The following is a 19,028-nucleotide window of genomic DNA, read 5'->3' on the forward strand; positions in this document are numbered from 1 at the left end:
ATGGTCATGAACGAGGACGATCCCGATGCCTGGCGGCAGGTGGCGGCCTGGGGCCAGCTCGCGGGCGCGGTCAAGGACCAGCGGAGCCTGCTGCTCAACGCCCGCGAGGCGCTCGTGGCGGCCTGGCCGCCCGGTGAGAACACGAGCTCGGCGGCGTTCGTCAAGGAGATCGACACGCTGCTGGCCCGGATGGAACAGGCGAGGGCCGACGCCGACGACACCGCGACCGGCCTGGCCAACATCCTCGAAGCGCTGCGCCAGGCGAAGAACGACATCGAGCCGCTCTGGGAGCAGTACAAGGAGAAGAGCGACGACCTGGTGCCGGCGTGGTGGGACAACGCCGAGGACGACCTCGACCGCCAGGCGCGGCAGCACATGATCACCGCCGAGCAGATCGTGCAGGACAACGTGGCCCGGCTGAAGGTTCCCGACCCCTATCTGCTGGATCCGAAGGATCCGATGTGGGAGCCGACCGTCGAACCGGGCGATACCACCTCCAGCACCGGCGGCGGCGTCTCGCCCTCGGGCGGTGGCGGGACCGTCGTGCCCGTCCCGCACGACCCGGTGCCACCGCTGCCCGGACGCGACCCGTTCGTGCCGGGGGCCGGCACCGGGGCGACTCCCGCGACCGGCGGCCCGGACGTCGGTGGCGTGGTCGGCGGACCCGGGCTGGCCGGGGTCATCACCCCGCCGGCCACCCCGCCGCCGGTCACCCCGCCCGCCGTCACCCCGGCCAGCGTCGTTCCCCCGACCGGCGTCGGCGGCAGCACCATCGTGCCCCCGGCCGGCCCGATCGTCGGCCCCGGCATCGGCGGGCTCGGCGGCGCGCCCGGCCTGCGCGGCGGCGTCACGGACCCGCGCGGCATTCCTGCGGGCCCGCGCGGCATCGGCGGCGGTGGCGGCGGCATGACCGGGCTCGGCCCCAGCGGCATCGGCGGGGTGGGCCAGGGCGCGCGCCCCGGCGCCCGGCCGGCGGCCGTCGGGCCACGCGCGCTGCCCTCCGGCGCGGTCATCGGCGAGACGGTGGCCGGCGCGGGCCGCGGCGGCGCGGCGGGAGTCCCGCACGGCGCCGGCGCGGGCATCGGCGGCGGCGTGGCCGGGCGCGGCGGCGGCGCCCGTGCGGGCGCGGCCCGCGCGGCGGCCCGGAACGAGCCGGTCCGGCCGCCCCGGCCCGCCTGGCTTCCGGACGAGCCGGTCGGCGCGGCGCGGACCGGCCAGGGCACTCCCGCGATGGCGGGCGGCGGCCGCGGCGGCCGTCGTTCGAGCGGCGGCGCTCAGCCGCCCTTCGATCCCGACAGCCCGTGGCAGGTAGCGGCGGGCGTCGACCCGGTCATCGCCCCGGCGCCGGAGAACGATGTGCGGCACGATCCCGGGCCGAACGTGATCGGCTGGCGCGGGTGACGGTGCCGGGCGGTATCACCCGCCGGACCCTCGCCGTCCTGGCCGTGATCGCTGTCGTGTTCGGGTCGGCGACGCCGGCCCGGGCCGACGACATCCGGGACAAGCAGTGGTACTGGGCGCCGCTGAAGGTCGACCAGGCCCAGCGGATCACCAAGGGTGAGGGCATCATCGTCGGCCTGCTGGACACCGGCGTGGACGACACCCATCCCGATCTGCGCGGCGCCGTCCTGCCGGGCCGGCACATGGCGCAGGACAAGCCGGGGCGCAACTTCGACTCCGTCGGTCACGGCACCGGGATGGCCGGCGTCATCGCCGGGCGCGGCCACGGCGGCGGTCGCGGCGTGCTGGGCATCGCACCGCGGGCCAAGGTCATTCCGATCGAGCCGATCAACGACACCTACCTCGTCGCGCAGGGGATCCGCTACGCGGTGGCTCAAGGCGCCAAGGTGATCAACCTGGCGTTCAATACGCGCGACTCCGAGAGCCTGCGCGCGGCGGTGCGGGAGGCGGTCGCGGCCGACGTGGTGCTGATCGGCACGGCCGGCAACGACGGCGACAAGGACAATGAGCCCGACTTTCCGGGTTCGTACCCGGAGCTGCTCACCGTCGGTGCCGTCGACCGCAAGAACAAGGTCGCGAAGTTCTCCAACCACGGCGAATATGTCGACCTGGTCGCACCGGGGGTGGAGATCCCCGGCCCCGCACCCGGCGACGGGTACGTGCGGGGCAACGGCACCAGCGGCGCGGCGGCCATCGTCGCCGGCTCGGCCGCCCTGATCAGGGCGAAGTACCCCGAACTGACCGCCGTCGAGGTGGTGGACCGGCTCACCGGTACCGCGATCGACCGTGGCGCGAAGGGCCGCGACGACTACTACGGCCACGGCCAGTTGGATCTGCTCGCGGCGCTCACCGCGGCGCAGCCCGCTCCCGTCCGCAGCAGCGCCCCGCCGCCGGCGACCGACGCCCCGGCGGCCGCGGCCGTGCCGGCACCGGCCGACGCCGGCGGTGACGGCATTCCGCCGCTGGTCATCGTCGGTGCGGGGCTGGTGCTGCTGCTGGTGGCGCTGCCGGTCGCGGCGTTCCTGATCGTCCGGTCGCGCCGGGCCGGCGGGTAGCGTCGTCGCATGGCCGAGCAACCGATGATCGTCGTACGCGGCGAGGCGACCCGCGACGTGCCGCCCGAGCTGGCGGTCTTCTCCGTGACCGCCTCCGCCCGCGACCGGGACCGGCAGACCGCGCTGACCCGGCTCACCGAGCGGGCCGCCGCGCTGCGCGGCCTTCTCGACGGGTTCCCGGACGCCATCGAGCGCCGCGAGACCAGCGGCGTGCAGGTGCGTCCCGAGCTCAAGCGCGGCGGCGGCGAGCGCGTCGCCGCGTACTCGGGAAGCGTCACCACCACGGTCACCGTCACCGACTTCGGGGTCCTCGGCGAGCTGCTGCTGCGCCTGGCCGGCCAGGATCACGTCTCGGTCTCCGGGCCGTGGTGGCAGCTACGGCCGGGCAGCCGGTCGGGCGCCGAGGTGCGGCGCGAGGCGATCGCCGACGCGCTCGGCCGCGCCCGCGAGTACGCCGAGGCCGTCGGCGCCGAGGTGGACCGGCTCGTGGAGATCCTCGACGAGGGCACCGGCGGCGGGGCGCAGCCGATGATGCGGATGGCCGCGTTCGGTGGCGCGCCGGAGGCCGCCGACCTGGAGCTCGACGTAGACCCGCAGCAGCAGACGGTGCACGCCTCGGTGATCGTCCGGGTGACCGTCACCGAGCCGACGGCGCTGTAGCTCTCGGAGCCGATACCGCCGAACCACCGGCACACCTCGCGCCCATCGGGTATGCCCTGCCCGGGCGATACCCCGAGGTCCCGCGTGATCCACCCGTTTCGGCCGCACACGCCGCTGGGATGGGCGAGACTCGGCACCATGGCCCGTCGCGTTCTGCACCGGATCGCCAACGTGAACCCGGACAGCGTGACGACCCATTCCGATCGAGTTCTCTACAACTCCATCGGCGTCTTCATCGTGCTCTACTTCCTGTACGCGACCGTCGGCGGCGCCGCCTTCGTCGACGCGAGCTCGAACTACTCGCACCCGTGGTGGCGGTGGCTTGTCGGTCCACTGGTGGCGATCGGGGTGGTCGCGTACGACCGTGCCGTGGTCGGGCGGGTGGCGATCAACTACGAGCGCCTGGACTCCTCCGATCCCGACGACCTGCTGCGCCGCCCCACGATCGGCCTGTACGCCGGCCGCCTCGCCATGGCCCTGCTGTTCGCGGTGATCATCACGGAGCCCCTGATGCTGGCCCGCTACCAGGCGGAGATCGACGCGCGGCTCAACGAGGTGCACAACGAGCAGATCAGCGCGGGCGAGGGCGGCGGGGCGATCGCCGCGTACGGCGCCCGGCTGGGCGAGCTGAAGAAGCAGGCGGCGGCCGACGACAGCCTGGTGCGGGGGCTGACAACGCGGGCGGCCGAGAAGCGCCGGGACGCACGCAAGCTCTACGCGCAGGCCCTCGCGGACTCGGAGGGCAAGGGGGTGTCCCGCCGGACCGGCTGCCCGCCCGGCGGCTTCTGCGACACCCTGATCCAGCGCTCCCGCCACCTCGACGACCAGGCCGCGAAGCTGGACGCGCAGGCCGCCCGGCTACAGGACACCCAGAAGGCCGCCCGGACCGCGCGCGCCGCCGAGCAGGCGGACCTCACCGCCAAGATCGCCGATCAGCGTACGGTCAACGCGACGGTGATCCGGGCCGACGCCGGCTTCGGCGCCCGCACCCAGGCGATGTGGTACCTGGTCAGCACCGACTTCTGGGGGATCGGCGCCTTCTACATCGGCATCGCGCTGCTGCTGATCGCCCTGGACTGCGCGGCGGTCGGGCTGAAGTTCGTGTCGCACGGCAACGCGTACGAGCGGTCGGAGGCGCGGGAGGCCCGCGGCCGCGAGCACGAGGCGGCGATCGGCTACGAGCAGGTCCTCAAGGACGTCCGGCGGTACGCGGAGGCGACCTCGAGGGTGATGGCCGAGGGCATCGGCAAGGCATCGAGGGACGAGGAGATCGCGGGCGTCGCGATCGAGCGCGCCCGCGCACACCTCTACGACTCGGTGGCCGGGAGCCCGTTGCCGCCGCTGCCCGACCTTTCGCTGATCGAGCACCGTCCGGCCGCGACGCGCACGCTGCGCAATGTGGATAGCCTGCGGGCGTAGTGCAACTTGCATTTCGGCGTTACGATTTCACTCCTGCGCACCGCCAGGCCCACGCTCTGTTACCGGCGGTGGCGCCACCCGGGCACCTTCGGGCACCCGGTGGTCATCAGGTGCGGCGGAGGCGGCGCGCAATCGCCGCCGCCGCCGTGATGGCCGCCCCTCAGCCCCTCAGCGATCCGGGCCCGTCCTCAGTGGCCGACCATGCCGGAGACCAGCACCGGGACCACGAAGACGGCGCCGGCGCAGGCCTTGTCGGAGTCGGCATTCATCGCGAGTCCGTCGGGGACGGTGAACGCGCCGACGGTGTTGCGGGGGACCTCCCACCGCACCTTCACCGAGTTCTGCGCGACGATCACGCCGGTGTTCGCGCAGCCGGCCTCGCGGTGCTCGTCGTCCGCGATGATGTTGCCCTGGCCCGGGGACACCGAGGTGATCCGGATCGGGAAGTCGTTGTCGTTCGTGACCGTCACGGTCAGGTTTCCGGTGCCGCCGGGCTCGAGCGCCTTGTTCAGGTCCGAGCGGGCGCGCAGGTTCATCTCCACGACGGTTCCGCCGGCGGCCCGGCCCGTCTCCGAGTCCGTGATGCGCCAGTAGGCCCAGACCGCGCCGGCGTTGACGATGACGGCGGCGGCCGCGGCCCCGGTCAGGATCGATCGGGTCCGCGCGTCCAGCCGGCGCAGCCAGCCGCGGCGGCGGCCGGAGCCGCGCAGGTCGGCGGTGGGCTCGTCGTCGAGATCCACCTCGATTGTCCTCTCCGGCGTGGCCTGCACGCCCTCGGACGCATCCCCGCCGCCGTCGCGCAAGGCCGCGCCGTCACGCCCGGTGAGCACGTCACGCGCGGCCGGCAGGTCGCGGATCACGGCGTCGCCTCGGCGTCGCCGATCGTGCGTGACGCGGCGGCTGGCCGTCTGCTGAGCTTGCGCATTCGGAGCTTCCTCCTGCGGTGGAGCGATGGCGAAAACCGGAGCATCTACTACATTTCCGGAAAAAGCCTGGCTCCGTGATCGGGAATACGTCCGCCGTTGCCCGCGCATAAATCGGACAGGAGGGTCTGTCCGGCTTAACCCGCACGAGGTACGCCGGAATGTGAAACGCCAGCACGCGCCTGACCTGCGGTAACGCGCTAAACCGAGCCCATCGGGGAAGACGTCGCCGCTAGCACCGCCGGCCCGGCGAACCAAACTTGCGACGGTCACTGTCTCCGCCGCCCGTTCATTGCCGAGCGCCACTCATATGTGGATCCGCCGCCGGGCGGACCTTGTGTGAGTTCGTTTGACTGCTCGAAAACCATGACCCATGGCGGGTCGGGCCGGCATCGGGCGACCGTCCGCTGTGTTCAGGAATACAGCGAAATCCGAGGGTCATTACGGCCTAATCCGTCCGTGTAAAGCCGCGACGGAGAGTGAGACCCTACGAAGAGTGAGGCGGGCGCACGTAGCCCCCGACGCCTTGTATGACGCCGAGGGCCACGGGAACTCGCGGTGACTACTTCTTGCCGCCACCCTTCGGCGGGTTCGCGTCCCCGGCGGGCGCGGAGGTCTCGGCCGGCAGCGGGGTGGTGGTCGTGACCGGCGCCGGGGTGGTCTCCGCGGGCGCCGCGGTGGTGACGGCCGGGGCCGGTGGCGGGTCTGCCGTCTCATCCCCGCCACCGGCCGTCTGGGTGGCGGCGGTGGTCGGCGCGGCCGGTCCGGTCGCGGACGGGGTGGCGACCACGGCGGCCCGCGCGGCGCCGGCCGGAGCGGAGAACTTCACGTTCTCGCTCTTCTTGCTCTCCTCGCCGGTCCAGGCCGCGAACTTCGGCGTGACCGTCCAGTAGAACTTCCCGGCCGGCACGTCGGCGTCGGTGAGGGTCGTGCCGGCGACCGCCGGGAACGCCTCGAACGACGAATCGTGGTCGGCGTCGTACCGGGTGACGACGTATCCGCGCATCGCCACGCCGGGCACGATCTCCTGGGCGGGCCAGGTGACGACCGCCGACCCGCCCTGTTTGGCGATGTCCGGCTTGGGGCCGCGCGGCATCTCCGCCGTCTTGAGCTGAATCGGCGCGGACCGGCCCGGAATCGACCAGGTCGCGTTGGCGGCCAGGGTGCCGCCGACCGCCAGGGTGAGGGCGACCCCGGCGATCAGGATTGTTCGCTTCGGCCGCCTCACCGGTGCCGCCTGCTGCCGGCGCCGGAGACGAAGATCGAGAAGCGGGTGTTCGAGCACTTGGGCGTCGCTCCGGTGGGCATCGCGATGGGAATCGATCCGGAGAGCGTGTGGCGGGTGTGCGGCGCGACGGTCACCGGCAGGCGGCCCCGGTAGTCGAGGATCCGCAGGTTGGCCGGCGAGGGGCGGCACTCCCGTCGCGACGACGTCACCGGCCATCCGTCGAGCCGGTGCAACCGGATCGGGTGGCCGCTGTCGTTGACCAGGGTCACCTTGATCTGCTTCACCGCTCCCGGGTAGAGCCCGCTCAACTGTCCACGAAGGATGAGGTAGACCGGCTCGGCGCGGCGGCCGGCGTGGGCCGAGGTGATGACCATCGGTTGCTCGTCCGTGCCGCCGCCGGGCGGTGAGGTCGCGGCGAGTAGGCCCGTCAGGCCCACCACCGCGGCGAGCGCCTGCTGCCATCTCTTCAAGGTCTCCTCATTCCATCCGGGCCGCGAGTAGCGGCGGGGTGGAGCCGACCGGCCCACCCCGCCGCGGTGCATCAGGGAATGAGCTCGCCGGTGAAGTTCAGGGTCACCGTGATCTGGCTGCCGGCGCACGCGGGCTCGGCGTTCTGGCCCATCGTCAACGTGCCGAAGGTCTGGCTCGGCGTCGTCGTCGCAGCGTTGATCTCCACGGGGGCGGTGAGCGATGCGCTGAGGTTCGCCTGTCCGTCGACGCAATTGGGGTTGTTCGAGTTGTTCTTGATCGACGTGACAGGGCCGACCGCGACAGTGAGGATCTTGACCTTGTAGTCGTTCGGGTTGGTGATGCTGCTGGTCAGGTCGACCGTCTTGCCGGGGAACAGGCGGTGTGCGGAGTCGTTCGCAATCGTGACCGTCGTGGTCACGTTCTGGATGGTGGACGACGCGGCGCTCGCCGTGCCGCCACCCTGGAACCATCCACTGGCATATGCGAAGGCCGCGGTTCCGGCACCCACCGTGAGGACGACGGCGGTGGCGACGGTGGCGGTGCGCTTGGTGGTCTTGCCCATGGTGGTCCTCCTGATCGGCCGGAGTGCGACCTCCGCAATATCGCGGAAAAGCCGACGCCCGGCGTACTCGTTGTTTCGGTGTGGCGCCGATCCGGTGCGGCGGATCCGGCGCTGCGACAAAGATGGCGGATTCGCCGCGACGCCGCGATAGTGCTTTTGTTCGCCTCTCCGATACCGCGATACACCCCGGTCGCGCCGACCGGGCTAATCCGATCGGCTTACGGGATCGAGCGTCCAACATGGCCCGGCGGCCTGCGGGTATGCATGCGCGGTGGTGTCTGCCTGGCGAAATGAAGTGCTAGCGGTGACGCGGCATGATCTCAAATCGGGTAAACGGACCGGACCTGATCGGCGGCGGTTTTCATAAGGCTTTCGTGGGTTACCCGAGGTTATTTTCTTTCCCCACGACACGCATTTTTCTCTGCCCTGTCCCTAACGGGGTCGGCTGAACGACGATGTCGTCACCTGAAAGAGGCAATCGGCCGACGGTTCTGTCGAGTCCGGGAGGCGCGAGGTCCGGGAGCGTGCACCGGACGGTGGGGGCCGCGGTCAACGATAACCGACGGCCGTCGCGCGGCTCAGGCCGCGCGGGCCAGCACCAGGACGGTGAGGATGTCCATCTCCACGGCGCCGCCCCAGCCGTCGATCGCCGCGCCCAGGTTGGTCACCGCCGCACGCTGGTCCCGCGCCGAGTGGTTGCGGAAGTTCGAGAACGTCGAGAGCAGCCGCAGGTACTGCTCCTTCGACAGCACCGGGAAGCGGTGCCACTGGTGCACCTCGACGTCCGTGAACAGCCCGCTCCGCTCGATGCCCACGCGGGCCCAGTCCACCTGGCGGTCGTCAATCGACGGTGTCGGGTCGATCGCCTGAAGGATGGCGTCGACGGTGTCCTGCTGGCGCGGTACGGCGTACCCATGACTGTTGTGGAAGATCGCCAGCGTGCCGCGCGGCAGCAGGGCCGCGCGGGCGAGCCGCTCGCGGCTCCGCTCATCCATCCAGTGCCAGGCCGTCGCGCAGGCGAGCAGGCCGACCCCGCCCGGCGGCGGCGTCCACTCCTCGAACGCCGCGTTCGCGACCTCGACCTGCGGGAACTTCTTCGTCAGCACCGCGGCCATCCGCGGGTCCGGCTCGACGGCCGTCACCGGCACGCCGAGCCTGAGCAGCAGTTCCGTCGCCTTGCCCGTGCCGGCGCCGACGTCGGCGACCGAGGCGGGGCGGCCACCGTGGAAGGCCGTGACGGCGCCGAGCGCCTCGTCCGGGTAGCCCTGGCGCGCCTCGTCGTAGATGGCGGCGACCTCGCCGAACACTCGCGTCATGGGTTGCACCCTAGTTACGCTGCGGCCATGCAGCACCACGTTAATCCCGCCGGGCTGCCGCCGACGAACGGCTACAGCCATGCGGTCTCGTTCAGCGGCGCGATGGTCGTGGTCTCCGGGCAGGTCCCGCTCGACGCCGAGGGCCGGGTGGTCGGCGCCGACGATCCGCAGGCGCAGACCCGCCAGGTGTTCCACAATCTTCTCGGTGCGCTCGCCGCCGCGGGCACCGACCTCGCGCACGTGGTGAAGCTGACCGTCTACCTCACCAACATGGGTGACCTGGCGGACTTCCGCGCGGTGCGCGACGAGTTCATCGATCCGCTTCGGCCGCCGGCCAGCTCCCTGGTGCAGGTCAGCGGCCTGGTGCATCCCGCGTTCCGGGTCGAGATCGAGGCGCTGGCCGTCGTCGGTTAGGGCGGCGAGAGGCTCGGGGTCGATCCCGGTGCGCGCGGGGTGTCCCGCGCCACCCCGACCGCGAGGAGGCCGAGCAGGCCGGCGAGCAGCAGCGCGGCGATGATGAACTCCGCCTTGTCCCGTCCGCGGATCCGGTGCCGGCGCGGCGGGTCGTACCATGGGTCCGGTCGTTCACGGCGCATCTGTCCAGTTTCGTGAGCGTTCCGCCGGCCGTCATCGGCGAAAGAAGCAAAAACTATTAGCCTCTTTCGGCATATCTCGGCGCCCGCCCGCTCGTTCCCGCCCGCGCGGCGGCCGGGCCGGATCTGATCTCTCGAATCCGGCCCGGCGACACTCGACGCCGTCGTGGGCGGGTCAGTCGGCCTGCACCAGGGACACCGCGAACAGGCCGGCGGGATCGGTCCAGAAGTGCCGCAGCGCGAAGCCCGCCGCGGCCAGCTCCGCCTCCAGCCCGGCGCGGCGGAACTTCGCCGAGATCTCGGTGCGCAGCTCCTCACCGGCGGCGAAGTCCACCGTCAGGTCGAGGCCGCGGATCCGGATCCGCTGCGCCGAGGTGGCCCTCAGCCGCATCTCGATCCACTCCTGCTCGGCGTCCCAGAGCGCGACGTGCGCGAACGCGTCCGGGTCGAAGTCGGCACCCAGCCGGCGGTTCACCACCCGCAGCACGTTCCGGTTGAACTCGGCGGTGACCCCGGCCGCGTCGTCGTACGCCGGCACCACGACCGACGGGTCCTTGACCAGGTCGGTACCGAGCAGCAGCCACTCGCCGGTGCGGAGGACGGCACGCAGCCGGCCCAGGAAGTCGGCGCGTTCGGCCGGCGCGAGGTTGCCGATGGTCCCGCCGAGGAACGCGACCATCCGGTTGTCGCCGTCCGGTATGTGCGCCAGGTGGCGGGTCAGGTCGCCAACGACCCCGCGTACGGCCAGGCCGGGGTAGCGCGCGACGAGCCGGTCGACGGCGTCCTCGAGCGCGGCGGACGAGACGTCGAGCGGGGTGAAGGCGCCGAGCGTGCCGTGATCGAGCAGCGCGTCGAGCAGCAGGCACGTCTTCTCCGACGAGCCGGAGCCCAGCTCGACGAGCGCCTTCGCGTCGGTGATCCGGGCGATCTCGGCGGCCCGGGCGGCGAGGATCGCCCGCTCGGTCCGGGTCGGGTAGTACTCGGGCAGCCGGGTGATGTCCTCGAAGAGTTCGCTGCCCCGGGCGTCGTAGAACCACTTCGGCGGTAGCCACTTGGGCATCGCGGTAAGGCCGGTGGCCACGTCGGCGCGCAGCGTCCGGTCGAGGTATTTGTCGTCGAGATGGATCTCCAGCGCGGTCATGATCTCCCTAGCGCGGTGATGTCCAGCGTGGATGGCGTGGCAACGAGCAGGTGGCCGTCCGGCACGGCTCGCCAGGCCGGTCCGGGATCGATGGGTTCGGAGCTGACCAGTACGGACGCGGCGTCCGCCCGAACGGACAGGGCGTGCCCGGCGGCGCTGGCGGCGATCTGCCGGCCGTCGGTGAGCAGCAGGTTGAGCCGTGAGCCGGGCGCGGCCGCGGAGACCTCCGCCACGGTCGCGGCGACGGCCTCGGCGGGCGTCGCACCGGCCCGGAGCCGGTGCCGGGTCAGTGCCCAGAGCAGGGCGGCGTCGGTGGGCGCGTCGAGGGTGACCAGGTCGCGTACCGGCAGCCGCCCGGCGAGCGCGGCGAGCGAGTCGGGCCATCCGGCGACGACCCCGTTGTGGCTGAACAGCCAGTCGCCCTCGGCGAACGGCGCCGCCGCGGTCTCCACGACCGGCATGCCGACCGTCGCCGAGCGCACCGCGGCGAGCAGGCAGCCCGCGCTGGTGTGCGCGGCCAGCGCCGGCAGCGCGGCGTCGGTCCACATCGGAGCCGCGCTGCGGTAGCGCACCGGCGCGGCGCCGTGGTCCGGGTACCAGCCCACGCCGAAGCCGTCGGCGTTGATGGTGCCGCCGCCGCGCATGTCGCGCGGCGCCCAGGACTGCCGGACGAGGGCGTGCGGCGCCTCGAACAGCAGGTCCGACAGGGCTACCGGTACTCCGAGATAGGCCAGGTGGCGGCACATCAGGCAGCGCCGGGACCGGCGTCCCGGGCGCAGCGGAACCCGCTGAAGATCTGCCGCCGGACCGGATGATCCCAGTTGCGGAACGTGCCCCGGCAGGCGGCCGCGTCGGTGCCGAACGACCCGCCCCGCAGCACCTTGTAGTCGCCGCCGAAGAACACCTGCGAGTACTCGGCGTAGGGGAACACGGCGAAGCCCGGGTAGCCGTCGAAGCCCGAGCCGGTCCACTCCCAGACGTCGCCGATGAGCTGGTGCACGCCCAGCGGCGAGGCGCCGTCCGGATAGGCGCCGGCCGGCGCGGGGGACAGGTGGCGCTGCCCGAGGTTGGCATGCCGCGGCTCCGGTGGGTCGTCGCCCCACGGGTAGCGCCGGGACCGGCCGGTCGCCGGGTCGAAGCGGGCGGCCTTCTCCCACTCGGCCTCGCTGGGCAGCCGGCGGCCGGCCCACGCCGCGAAGGCCTCCGCCTCGAAGTAGCAGACGTGCACCACGGGCTCGTCGGCGACGATCCGCTCGGTGCGCCCGAACCTCGTATACGCCCAGCCGTCGCCGTCGCGCCGCCAGTGCATCGGCGCGGTCAGCCCGGCGGCCTGCCGGTGCGCCCAGCCGCGCGCGCTCCACCAGCGGGCGTCGTCGTACCCGCCGGCGGCGATGAACTCGGCGTAGCGGGCGTTGGTCACCGGCGCCGCGTCGATGTGGAACGCGGGCACGTCGACGGTGTGCGCCGGCCGCTCGTTGTCCAGCGCCCACGCCTCGGTGTCGGTGCCCATGGTGAACGGGCCGCCGGGTATCAGCACCTCGCCGGTGACCGGGATCCGGGCGGCCGGCGGCGGTTCGGCGTCGAGCACGGGCGCGCCGTCGCGCAGCTGGTGGGTGGCGAGCATGGTCTCGTCGTGCTGCTGCTCGTGCTGGATGATCATGCCGAACGCGAAGCCGTCCGCGACCAGCGGCCGCCCGTCGAGGCGGACCCGGTCGAGCACGTCGAGGGCCTTGTCCCGCACCTGGTCCACATAGGCGCGGGCCTCGGCCGGGCCGAGCAGCGGCAGCGCCGGGCGGTCGCCGCGCGGGTGCTTGAAGGCGTCGTACAGCTCGTCGATGTCGCGGCGCACCGGCTCCCGGCCGCCGACGTCCCGGACCAGCCAGAGCTCCTCCTGGTTGGCGACGTGCGCGAGGTCCCAGACCAGGGGTGACATCAGCGGTGAGTGCTGGCGGACGAGATCGGAGTCGTCGACGGCCTCGGTCAGCAGGGCCGTTCGCGCGCGGGCACGCTCCAGTTCGGCGGCGACGGCGAGACGCAGGTCCTGGGTCATTCGTGCGGGTCCTTCCTGATGCCGGCGCGATGCAGGCGCCGATCGAGGATGTCGGTCACCACGTCACGGACGGCCGGCGGCAGGCCGGTGCGGTCCAGGTGGCGGCAGGCGAGATCCAGTAGCTCGGTGGCGCAGGCCCGGACGGCCGGGTCGGCCAGGCCGTGCCGGGCGGCGTGCACCCAGCGTCCGGCCGTCGGCGCGGCGACGGCGCGGGCCGCGTCGGTGATCGCGTCGTCGGCGACCAGGGTCGCCAGGACGGCGACCGGGGCGATCCATTCCCCGCCCGGCTGCGCGTCCAGGTAGCGGACCTCCAGGTAGCCGCGCGGGCGTACCGGCGGGAACAGGGTGCTCAGGTGGTAGTCGAGGTCGCCGACGACCGGCGGGCCGGGCAGCGCGCCGCCGATCCAGTCGGGGAAGGTCACCTCGGGCGGCACGTCCCACCGGCCGGCGTCGCGGCGCACGCAGAGCAGCGGGGCGGCGAGCGCGTAGCGGACCCAGCCGGTGGCCGGGTCGCCCGGATCGTCGACCGGCCCGGTGCGGCGCGGGTCGATGCCGTACCAGGCGGCCATCCGGGCGGACGCCCAGCCGGTGTCGCGCCCGGCGTGGCGCCCGGAGGTGGCGAACGCGGCAAGCAGGGCCGGTCCCACCTCGTGCAGGGCGTTCCAGCGCTGAGGTAATCGGTCCTCGGTGCCGGCGTCGAGGCAGACCTGGAGGCCGGCGGTGCTGCACATCATGGTGTGGCCGTGCCGGCCGGTGGCGTCGAACCGCCGCTGCATTGCCGCGTACCGCGGGGTGTGCAGGATGCGTCGCGGCGGCCGGTGCGGGTCGAGCCCGCTCTCGCCGAGCACCAGGCCGGAGCGGGCCAGCAGGGCGGCGAGCAGCGCGTGGTCGGTGCTGAGGGCTTCGTACAACTCGGTGAGGGAGCCGGCCGGTGCCGAGGAGATCTCGACCTGGCCGCCGGGCTCGACGGTCACCGTGCCACCGCCAGGTAACGGATCACCGGGGTGGGAACTGCCTAGTGCGGGTGGTGCGTGAGTGCCGAGGGCTGTTCGCAGCTCGGCGGCCTCGACATATGCCGCCGGTGCCCCGTCGCGATGGACGGTCCATTCCAGTTCGACGCCGATGCGGCTCGGCGGGCCGGTCTTGAAGCAGATGCCGGAGATGTGCTCGGCGGCCTGTGCGACGTGTTGCAGGGTGTCCTGGGATCTTTCACGACTGAAGGTAGCCACGGCCCTCCCCCGAGTAGTCGGTTCCCTGCCGGACACTACCTACAAAAAACCGACTTGGCATTCCCGCGAGACAATCACTTTGTGACCATTCGTTGATGTTCCAGGTCAGCCGCGTGTGGCCTGGACGAGGAATCGGTGCGCGGTCACCGTGTAGTGGCCGTGCGTCCGGATGGTCGCGTCTATCCGGCGCAGTGCGCGGTCGTACCGCTTCGGAGTGAAATCCCGGACCTGCCACGGCACGGCCCGCAGCTGATAGACGAGGGCGCCGATGTCGTGGAACGTCAGCGGCGGCCGCTCCTCGCGCACGTCCGTCACCCGCAGCCCCGCCGCACCCAGCGCTGCGACCGCCTCCTCCGCCGTCCAGCTCGTCGCGTACGGCGGCGGCGCGCCCAGCTCCGCGTTCAGGTCGGCCAGATCGTCGCTGCCGACCTGCTGGCTCAGCAGCGTGCCACCGTGCTTGAGCAGGCGCGCGATGTCCTCCGCGGGCAGCCGCCCGTGCCGGCTCAGCACGACGTCGAACTCCTCCTCGCCGCCGGGCAGCTCGGTGACCACGGCCACCCCGAACGGGGCGAGCCGGTCCCGGGCCACCGCCATGTTCGGCGCCCAGCCCTCGACCGCGACGGTGTGCGTGGGCAGGGGCGCGAGCTCGACCAGCAGCTCACCGCCGCCGGTGTCGAGGTCAAGCAGGCTGCCTGCCCGGCGCAGCAGGGGCCGGGCCAGGTCCGGATAGGACCAGGAGGGGTCCGATCCGACCGCGCGGCCGTCCAGCCAGGCGAACTCCCAGCCGGTGACCGGCACGCCGACGGCCTCGCCGACGAGCTGGTCGTACTGCCGTGGAGAACGCATGCCTGACGGTAACCGGACCGTTCCGCAGGGCGCGACCGGGTTCGGCGCGGTCTACGATCCGGACATGGTGCGTCTCGGCGGTCGAACGGATGTCGCAGCGATCGATGCGAGACCATTCGTGGCCGCGCTACCGCCGCTGATCGCACAGTGGCGCTCGTTGACCTTCACCGACGGGGTGGTGCTGCACCCCGTCACCGAGAAGCCGCACGACGGTCTGCGGGTGGTCGCCGGCCTGCACCCCTATCCGGGTGCCGCCTACCGGCTGATGCTCCGCGAGGACGACGTGCCCGAACCGACGCCCGAGGAGGCGCTGGTCGCCGCCCGGCTGGAGGACGCCGACACCCTCGCCGCGGCCGAGTGGGAACGCGGCCGGGTCGCCGTGGCGCGCGCCACCGGGCGGGTGGCGACGACCTGGCACACCTACGCCATCACGCTCGAGGCCGACGACCGGGACCGGACGTGCTTCACCGTCCACCATGACCGCAGCGGCACCCGGGCACGGGTCGAGTTCTCGTCCGGGCCGATCGACGTGCTGCTACAGGTGCCCGACTGGCTCGGCTCACACGGCCTGCTCAGCGGCATGGTCAGCGCGCGGGTGCAGATCGACGCCGGCCGGCTCCCGCCGTACGAGAACGGGGAGCCGCAGCTGGTCGCGACGGTGACCCACCCGCGCGGCCGGGCCGTCGCCGAGCTCGGGATGGCCCGCGCCGAGCCGGGCCGCTGGACCGTGACCACGAGCGCGGCCGCCCGCGGTGTCGGCTGGCTCAGGCCGCTGGTCGGGCTGGTCGCACCGTTCCTGAGGCGGCCGGTGCAGCGCGGGCTGGACGACTTCCTCGTCGCGCTGCCGCAACGGCTCGACGTGCTGAACCAGGAGATCGCGGCACACTATCCGGCGCCGCCGGACCCGCACACGCTGGCGGCACAGGTGATGGCGGACCTGATCTCGTCGGTGCCGGCGGTCACGCCGGCCTCGTCGCGCGGCTGAGGCCGATCAGAGCGCGATCGCGTCCAGGACCTTTCGGGCGTCGTCGTCCAGGTGGACCCGGCGGGCGGTCATGTTGTCGACCAGGTGGCCGAGCGTGGACGTGCCGGGAATCAGCAGCACGTTCGGGGCCAGGTCGAGCAGCCAGGCCAGCGCCACCTGGGACGGCAGCGCCTCGAGGCGGTCCGCGGTGTCCATCAGGTCGGGGTGGGTGAGCAGCCGGTTCACGCCGCCGAACGCCGAGCCGAGCGGGAAGAACGGCACGAAGGCGATGCCGAGCTCCTGGCATTCGCGCAGCAGCGACATGGACTGGCGCTCGATGAGGTTCAGCGCGTTCTGCACGCAGACGATCTCCGTGCGCTGCACCGCGTGCACCAACTGCTCGCGGGTCACGTTGCTCAGGCCGATGCCGGCGATCAGGCCCTCGTCGCGCAGGGAGATCATCGTCTCCAGCTCGACGTCGAAGTCCTCGCCGCCGTCCATCAGCCGCAGGTTCACCGCGTCGAGCCGGTCGACACCCAGCGAACGCAGGTTGTCGTGCACGCCGGCCCGCAGCTGCTCGGGCCGCATCGCCGGCAGCCAGCGCCCGGCGTCGTCCCGCGCGGCGCCGACCTTGCTCACCAGGACCAGATCATCCGGGTACGGCGACAGCGCGTCCCGGATCAGGTCGTTGACGTAGTCCGGCCCGTAGTACTGAGCCGTGTCGATGTGGTTGACGCCCAGCTCCACGGCCTTGCGGAGCACGTCGAGGGCGGCGTCGCGGTCGCGTGGTGGTCCGAAGGCGCCAGGTCCGGCGAGCTGCATCGCGCCGAAGCCGATGCGTCGTACCGAGCGGTCACCGAGCGGAAAGGTGTCGTCAGTCACAGCCTCACTCTACGAGCACCGCCCGCAAATACCTGCCCACCCGCGAGCGACCCTCCCGTGGGTACCCCGCTCAGACGCAGAGGGCGGCCAGGACCTCGGCGATCGCCTCCGGCTTGTGGCGCAGCGTCGCCCGCCCGACCGCCAGCTCGCACCGCACCACCGCCGGGTCGCCGGTATCGGCGACGCTCGGCCACACCCACATCCCGGTCTCCTCGGAGAAGCGCCTCGCGTTCGCCTGGTAGCGATCGGCCGGCACCGACAGCAGCAGGTGCATCATCGGCGTCTGCGGCGGATCGGGCACGACCCGGACCTCCGGCACGTCGGCGAGGGCGCTCGCGATCGCCCGGGCGTGCCGCAGCCGGGCCGGCATCTCGGCGAGCGCGCCGTCGAGCAGCCCGAGCGCCGAGGACGCCGCCGGCCACAACGCGAACAACGTGCCGCCGAGCCGTCCCCGCCACTCCCGCACCTGGGCGACGTCCTGCTCCGGGCCGGCGACGCAGCAGCCGGGCAGCGCGCCGATGCCCTTGTAGAACGAGACGTACACGGTGTCGAAGAGCGCGGCGACCTCGGCGGGCGACCGCTCGTATCCGGCGGAGGCCTCCCACAGCCGGGCGCCGTCGAGGTGCACGGCCGCGCCCCGGTCGCGGGCCCACGAGGTCTGCGCGACCAGGTCCTCCCAGGCCGGCAACGCGCCGCCGAGGTCGCGCTGCGGCAGCTCCAGCAGCAGCGCCGCGACCGGCTCCGCGACCTCGGACAGATCGTCGAGGGTGATCAGCTGCTCGACCTCGCCGACCGGCCGCCCGATCAGCTGATGCAGCCGCGAATGTGCCTGCCCCTCGTGCCGGTCGAGGTGGCTGTAGGGATGCCAGAGGATCGTCCGGGTGGTTCGCCGGTCCGCGTGCACCCGCAGGGTGGCGCCCTGCGCCATCGTGCCGCTGGGCAGGAACACGGCGGCCGGCTTCCCGAGCACCGCGGCGACGTGCTGTTCGAGCTCGGCGACCACGCCGCCCTCGCCGTACACGTCAGCCGCGGCGCCGGGGTCGATGCTCGCCAGCAGCTCCGGCGGACGGATCAGCCCGTTGCCGAGAAAGGAGTCCGTACAGGCGGCGCGGCGGGCGGCGATGTCATCCACCGTGCCAGTCTCGCCGCTCGGGACACCGGTGTCAGGCCCATTAGCGACGGACCGGCATCAGGATCGAGTAGGAGCCGGCGCCGCGCACCGCCAGCGGCTTGATCGGGCCGTCCAGCTCCAGGACGAGCTGACCGGCTCCGCCCGCGTCCAGGGCTTCTAGCAGGAACTCGCGGTTGACCGCGACATGCGCCTGCTCGTCGGCCGCCCACTCGTCCTCCCGCGCCACCCGCAGCGCGCCGGCGGGATCCACCGCCAGGATGGTGAGGTCGAAGGGCTTGCCCTCGTGCTCGCGGACCACCGCGGGGACCGAATCCACCGCCGCCCGCAGCGCCGGCACGTCGACGGTGACCCGCCGGACGCCGTCCGCGCCGAGCTCCACCAGACGGTGGTGATCGGGGAAGCCGACCTCGAGAGGCTGCGCCTCCAGGCGGCGCCCGGCGACGTCGACGCCGATCCGGTCCTGGCTCAGCGCGAGCACCACCTGCCCGCCCTCGGCGAGCAGCGCGCGCAGCTCGTCGACGAACGGCAGCGGAGCCACCACCCGGGCCGGCGACCCGGAGACCGCGGCGGCGGCCTCTGCGACGGCCAGGCGGTAGCGGTCGGTCGCCACCAGGCACAGCGCGGCAGGCTCGGTCTCGAGCAGCACGCCGCCGAGGATCGGCAGGCCGGGATCGATGGAGGCGGCGAAGCGGACCGCGTCGAGAGCGGCGGCGAGGGCGGCGGCGGGCAGGGTGATCGTGGTCAAGGTGGTCTCCTGAAGATCCAGCAGGGCGTGGACGCGGGAGAGCTCACGGCGGGCGTCGGCGAGGCCGTCCTCCAGCCGGTGCAGGTGCTCGTCGAGCAGCTTGCGCACCGCGCGAGGGTTGGCCAGCTCCGACACCGCACGGGTTATCTCCGCCACCGGCATGCCGACCCGGCGCAGGCCCGCCACCAGGCGGGCCGCCCGGACCTGGTCGTCGCTGTAGCGGCGGTAGCCGTTCACCGGGTCGACCTCGGCCGGGACCAGCACCCCGGCGCCGTCGTAGAACCGCAGCGCGCTGACGCTCAGCCCGCTGGCCCGCGCGATCTCCCCGATCCCGTGCATCCTGCTCTCCAC

The 19,028-nt window shown here is 72.8% G+C and carries 20 protein-coding genes; 6 read left to right on the forward strand and 14 right to left on the reverse strand.

Annotated elements, in window-relative coordinates; translation table 11 throughout:
* Positions 1-6 precede the first annotated feature (6 nt).
* The 4 genes from BJ971_RS02555 (at position 7) to BJ971_RS02570 (ending at position 4,595) form a co-directional block, all read left to right on the forward strand.
* Positions 7-1,401, forward strand: coding sequence for a WXG100 family type VII secretion target (locus BJ971_RS02555; RefSeq protein ID WP_184989386.1), 1,395 nt, complete (start codon positions 7-9; stop codon positions 1,399-1,401).
* Positions 1,398-2,516 carry a S8 family peptidase gene (locus tag BJ971_RS02560; protein WP_184989390.1) on the forward strand — a complete coding sequence of 373 codons (1,119 nt, stop codon included), beginning with the start codon at positions 1,398-1,400 and terminating at the stop codon, positions 2,514-2,516. The genes BJ971_RS02555 and BJ971_RS02560 overlap by 4 nt, the downstream gene beginning before the upstream one ends.
* A 9-nt stretch (positions 2,517-2,525) precedes the next feature.
* A complete protein-coding gene (locus BJ971_RS02565; protein ID WP_184989392.1) occupies positions 2,526-3,176 on the forward strand; it encodes an SIMPL domain-containing protein in 651 nt (216 codons plus the stop codon).
* Between the two features lie 138 nt (positions 3,177-3,314).
* Positions 3,315-4,595: a DUF4407 domain-containing protein gene (locus BJ971_RS02570; RefSeq protein ID WP_184989394.1), complete on the forward strand. Its 1,281-nt coding sequence runs from the start codon at positions 3,315-3,317 to the stop codon at positions 4,593-4,595.
* Positions 4,596-4,783: 188 nt separating this feature from the next.
* Here BJ971_RS02570 and BJ971_RS02575 read toward each other — a convergent pair whose 3' ends face one another.
* The 5 genes from BJ971_RS02575 to BJ971_RS02595 all read right to left on the reverse strand — a co-directional run bounded on the left by BJ971_RS02575 (position 4,784) and on the right by BJ971_RS02595 (position 9,095).
* Positions 4,784-5,455: a hypothetical protein gene (locus BJ971_RS02575; RefSeq protein WP_239087678.1), complete on the reverse strand. Its 672-nt coding sequence runs from the start codon at positions 5,453-5,455 to the stop codon at positions 4,784-4,786.
* A gap of 625 nt (positions 5,456-6,080) precedes the next feature.
* On the reverse strand, positions 6,081-6,746 hold the full coding sequence (locus tag BJ971_RS02580) for a hypothetical protein (protein WP_184989396.1): 666 nt from the start codon (positions 6,744-6,746) through the stop codon (positions 6,081-6,083).
* Entirely contained in the window at positions 6,743-7,216 is a 474-nt protein-coding gene (locus BJ971_RS02585) for a putative periplasmic lipoprotein (RefSeq protein ID WP_184989399.1), read from the reverse strand. Before BJ971_RS02585 ends, BJ971_RS02580 begins: the two co-directional genes overlap by 4 nt.
* 71 nt (positions 7,217-7,287) lie before the next feature.
* Positions 7,288-7,899 (reverse strand): hypothetical protein, encoded by a 612-nt coding sequence (locus tag BJ971_RS02590; protein ID WP_184989402.1) that lies wholly within the window; start codon positions 7,897-7,899, stop codon positions 7,288-7,290.
* A 458-nt stretch (positions 7,900-8,357) separates the two neighbouring features.
* A complete protein-coding gene (locus BJ971_RS02595) occupies positions 8,358-9,095 on the reverse strand; it encodes a class I SAM-dependent methyltransferase (protein ID WP_184989405.1) in 738 nt (245 codons plus the stop codon).
* A gap of 27 nt (positions 9,096-9,122) precedes the next feature.
* Here BJ971_RS02595 and BJ971_RS02600 point away from each other — a divergent pair, with 27 nt between their 5' ends.
* Complete coding sequence (locus BJ971_RS02600; RefSeq protein ID WP_184989408.1) at positions 9,123-9,509, forward strand: RidA family protein; 387 nt, start codon at positions 9,123-9,125, stop codon at positions 9,507-9,509.
* On the opposite strand, the gene BJ971_RS02605 is transcribed toward BJ971_RS02600, so the two are convergent.
* From BJ971_RS02605 to BJ971_RS02630, 6 genes are all read right to left on the reverse strand, one after another.
* A complete protein-coding gene (locus BJ971_RS02605) occupies positions 9,506-9,691 on the reverse strand; it encodes a hypothetical protein (RefSeq protein WP_184989411.1) in 186 nt (61 codons plus the stop codon). The genes BJ971_RS02600 and BJ971_RS02605 overlap by 4 nt on opposite strands.
* 172 nt (positions 9,692-9,863) lie before the next feature.
* The gene (gene egtD / locus BJ971_RS02610) at positions 9,864-10,829 is read right to left on the reverse strand and encodes an L-histidine N(alpha)-methyltransferase (protein ID WP_184989414.1); all 966 of its coding nucleotides are present in this window, start codon (positions 10,827-10,829) and stop codon (positions 9,864-9,866) included.
* Positions 10,826-11,575: an ergothioneine biosynthesis protein EgtC gene (egtC, locus tag BJ971_RS02615; protein ID WP_184989417.1), complete on the reverse strand. Its 750-nt coding sequence runs from the start codon at positions 11,573-11,575 to the stop codon at positions 10,826-10,828. The genes egtD and egtC overlap by 4 nt, the downstream gene beginning before the upstream one ends.
* On the reverse strand, positions 11,575-12,879 hold the full coding sequence (gene egtB, locus BJ971_RS02620) for an ergothioneine biosynthesis protein EgtB (protein ID WP_184989420.1): 1,305 nt from the start codon (positions 12,877-12,879) through the stop codon (positions 11,575-11,577). The genes egtC and egtB overlap by 1 nt, the downstream gene beginning before the upstream one ends.
* Complete coding sequence (egtA, locus tag BJ971_RS02625; protein ID WP_184989423.1) at positions 12,876-14,108, reverse strand: ergothioneine biosynthesis glutamate--cysteine ligase EgtA; 1,233 nt, start codon at positions 14,106-14,108, stop codon at positions 12,876-12,878. The genes egtB and egtA overlap by 4 nt, the downstream gene beginning before the upstream one ends.
* Positions 14,109-14,213: 105 nt before the next feature.
* Positions 14,214-14,954 (reverse strand): class I SAM-dependent methyltransferase, encoded by a 741-nt coding sequence (locus BJ971_RS02630; RefSeq protein ID WP_184989426.1) that lies wholly within the window; start codon positions 14,952-14,954, stop codon positions 14,214-14,216.
* Positions 14,955-15,072: 118 nt separating this feature from the next.
* Here BJ971_RS02630 and BJ971_RS02635 point away from each other — a divergent pair, with 118 nt between their 5' ends.
* Positions 15,073-15,939 (forward strand): hypothetical protein, encoded by an 867-nt coding sequence (locus BJ971_RS02635; protein ID WP_184989429.1) that lies wholly within the window; start codon positions 15,073-15,075, stop codon positions 15,937-15,939.
* A 6-nt stretch (positions 15,940-15,945) separates the two neighbouring features.
* On the opposite strand, the gene BJ971_RS02640 is transcribed toward BJ971_RS02635, so the two are convergent.
* From BJ971_RS02640 to BJ971_RS02650, 3 genes are all read right to left on the reverse strand, one after another.
* Positions 15,946-16,800 (reverse strand): oxidoreductase, encoded by an 855-nt coding sequence (locus BJ971_RS02640; RefSeq protein WP_184989431.1) that lies wholly within the window; start codon positions 16,798-16,800, stop codon positions 15,946-15,948.
* A gap of 70 nt (positions 16,801-16,870) precedes the next feature.
* On the reverse strand, positions 16,871-17,932 hold the full coding sequence (locus BJ971_RS02645) for a threonine aldolase family protein (protein WP_184989434.1): 1,062 nt from the start codon (positions 17,930-17,932) through the stop codon (positions 16,871-16,873).
* A 40-nt stretch (positions 17,933-17,972) separates the two neighbouring features.
* A complete protein-coding gene (locus BJ971_RS02650) occupies positions 17,973-19,016 on the reverse strand; it encodes a DNA polymerase III subunit beta family protein (protein WP_184989436.1) in 1,044 nt (347 codons plus the stop codon).
* Between the last annotated feature and the right edge of the window lie 12 nt (positions 19,017-19,028).

Source organism: Amorphoplanes digitatis, assembly GCF_014205335.1.
Lineage (GTDB): Bacteria > Actinomycetota > Actinomycetes > Mycobacteriales > Micromonosporaceae > Actinoplanes > Actinoplanes digitatus.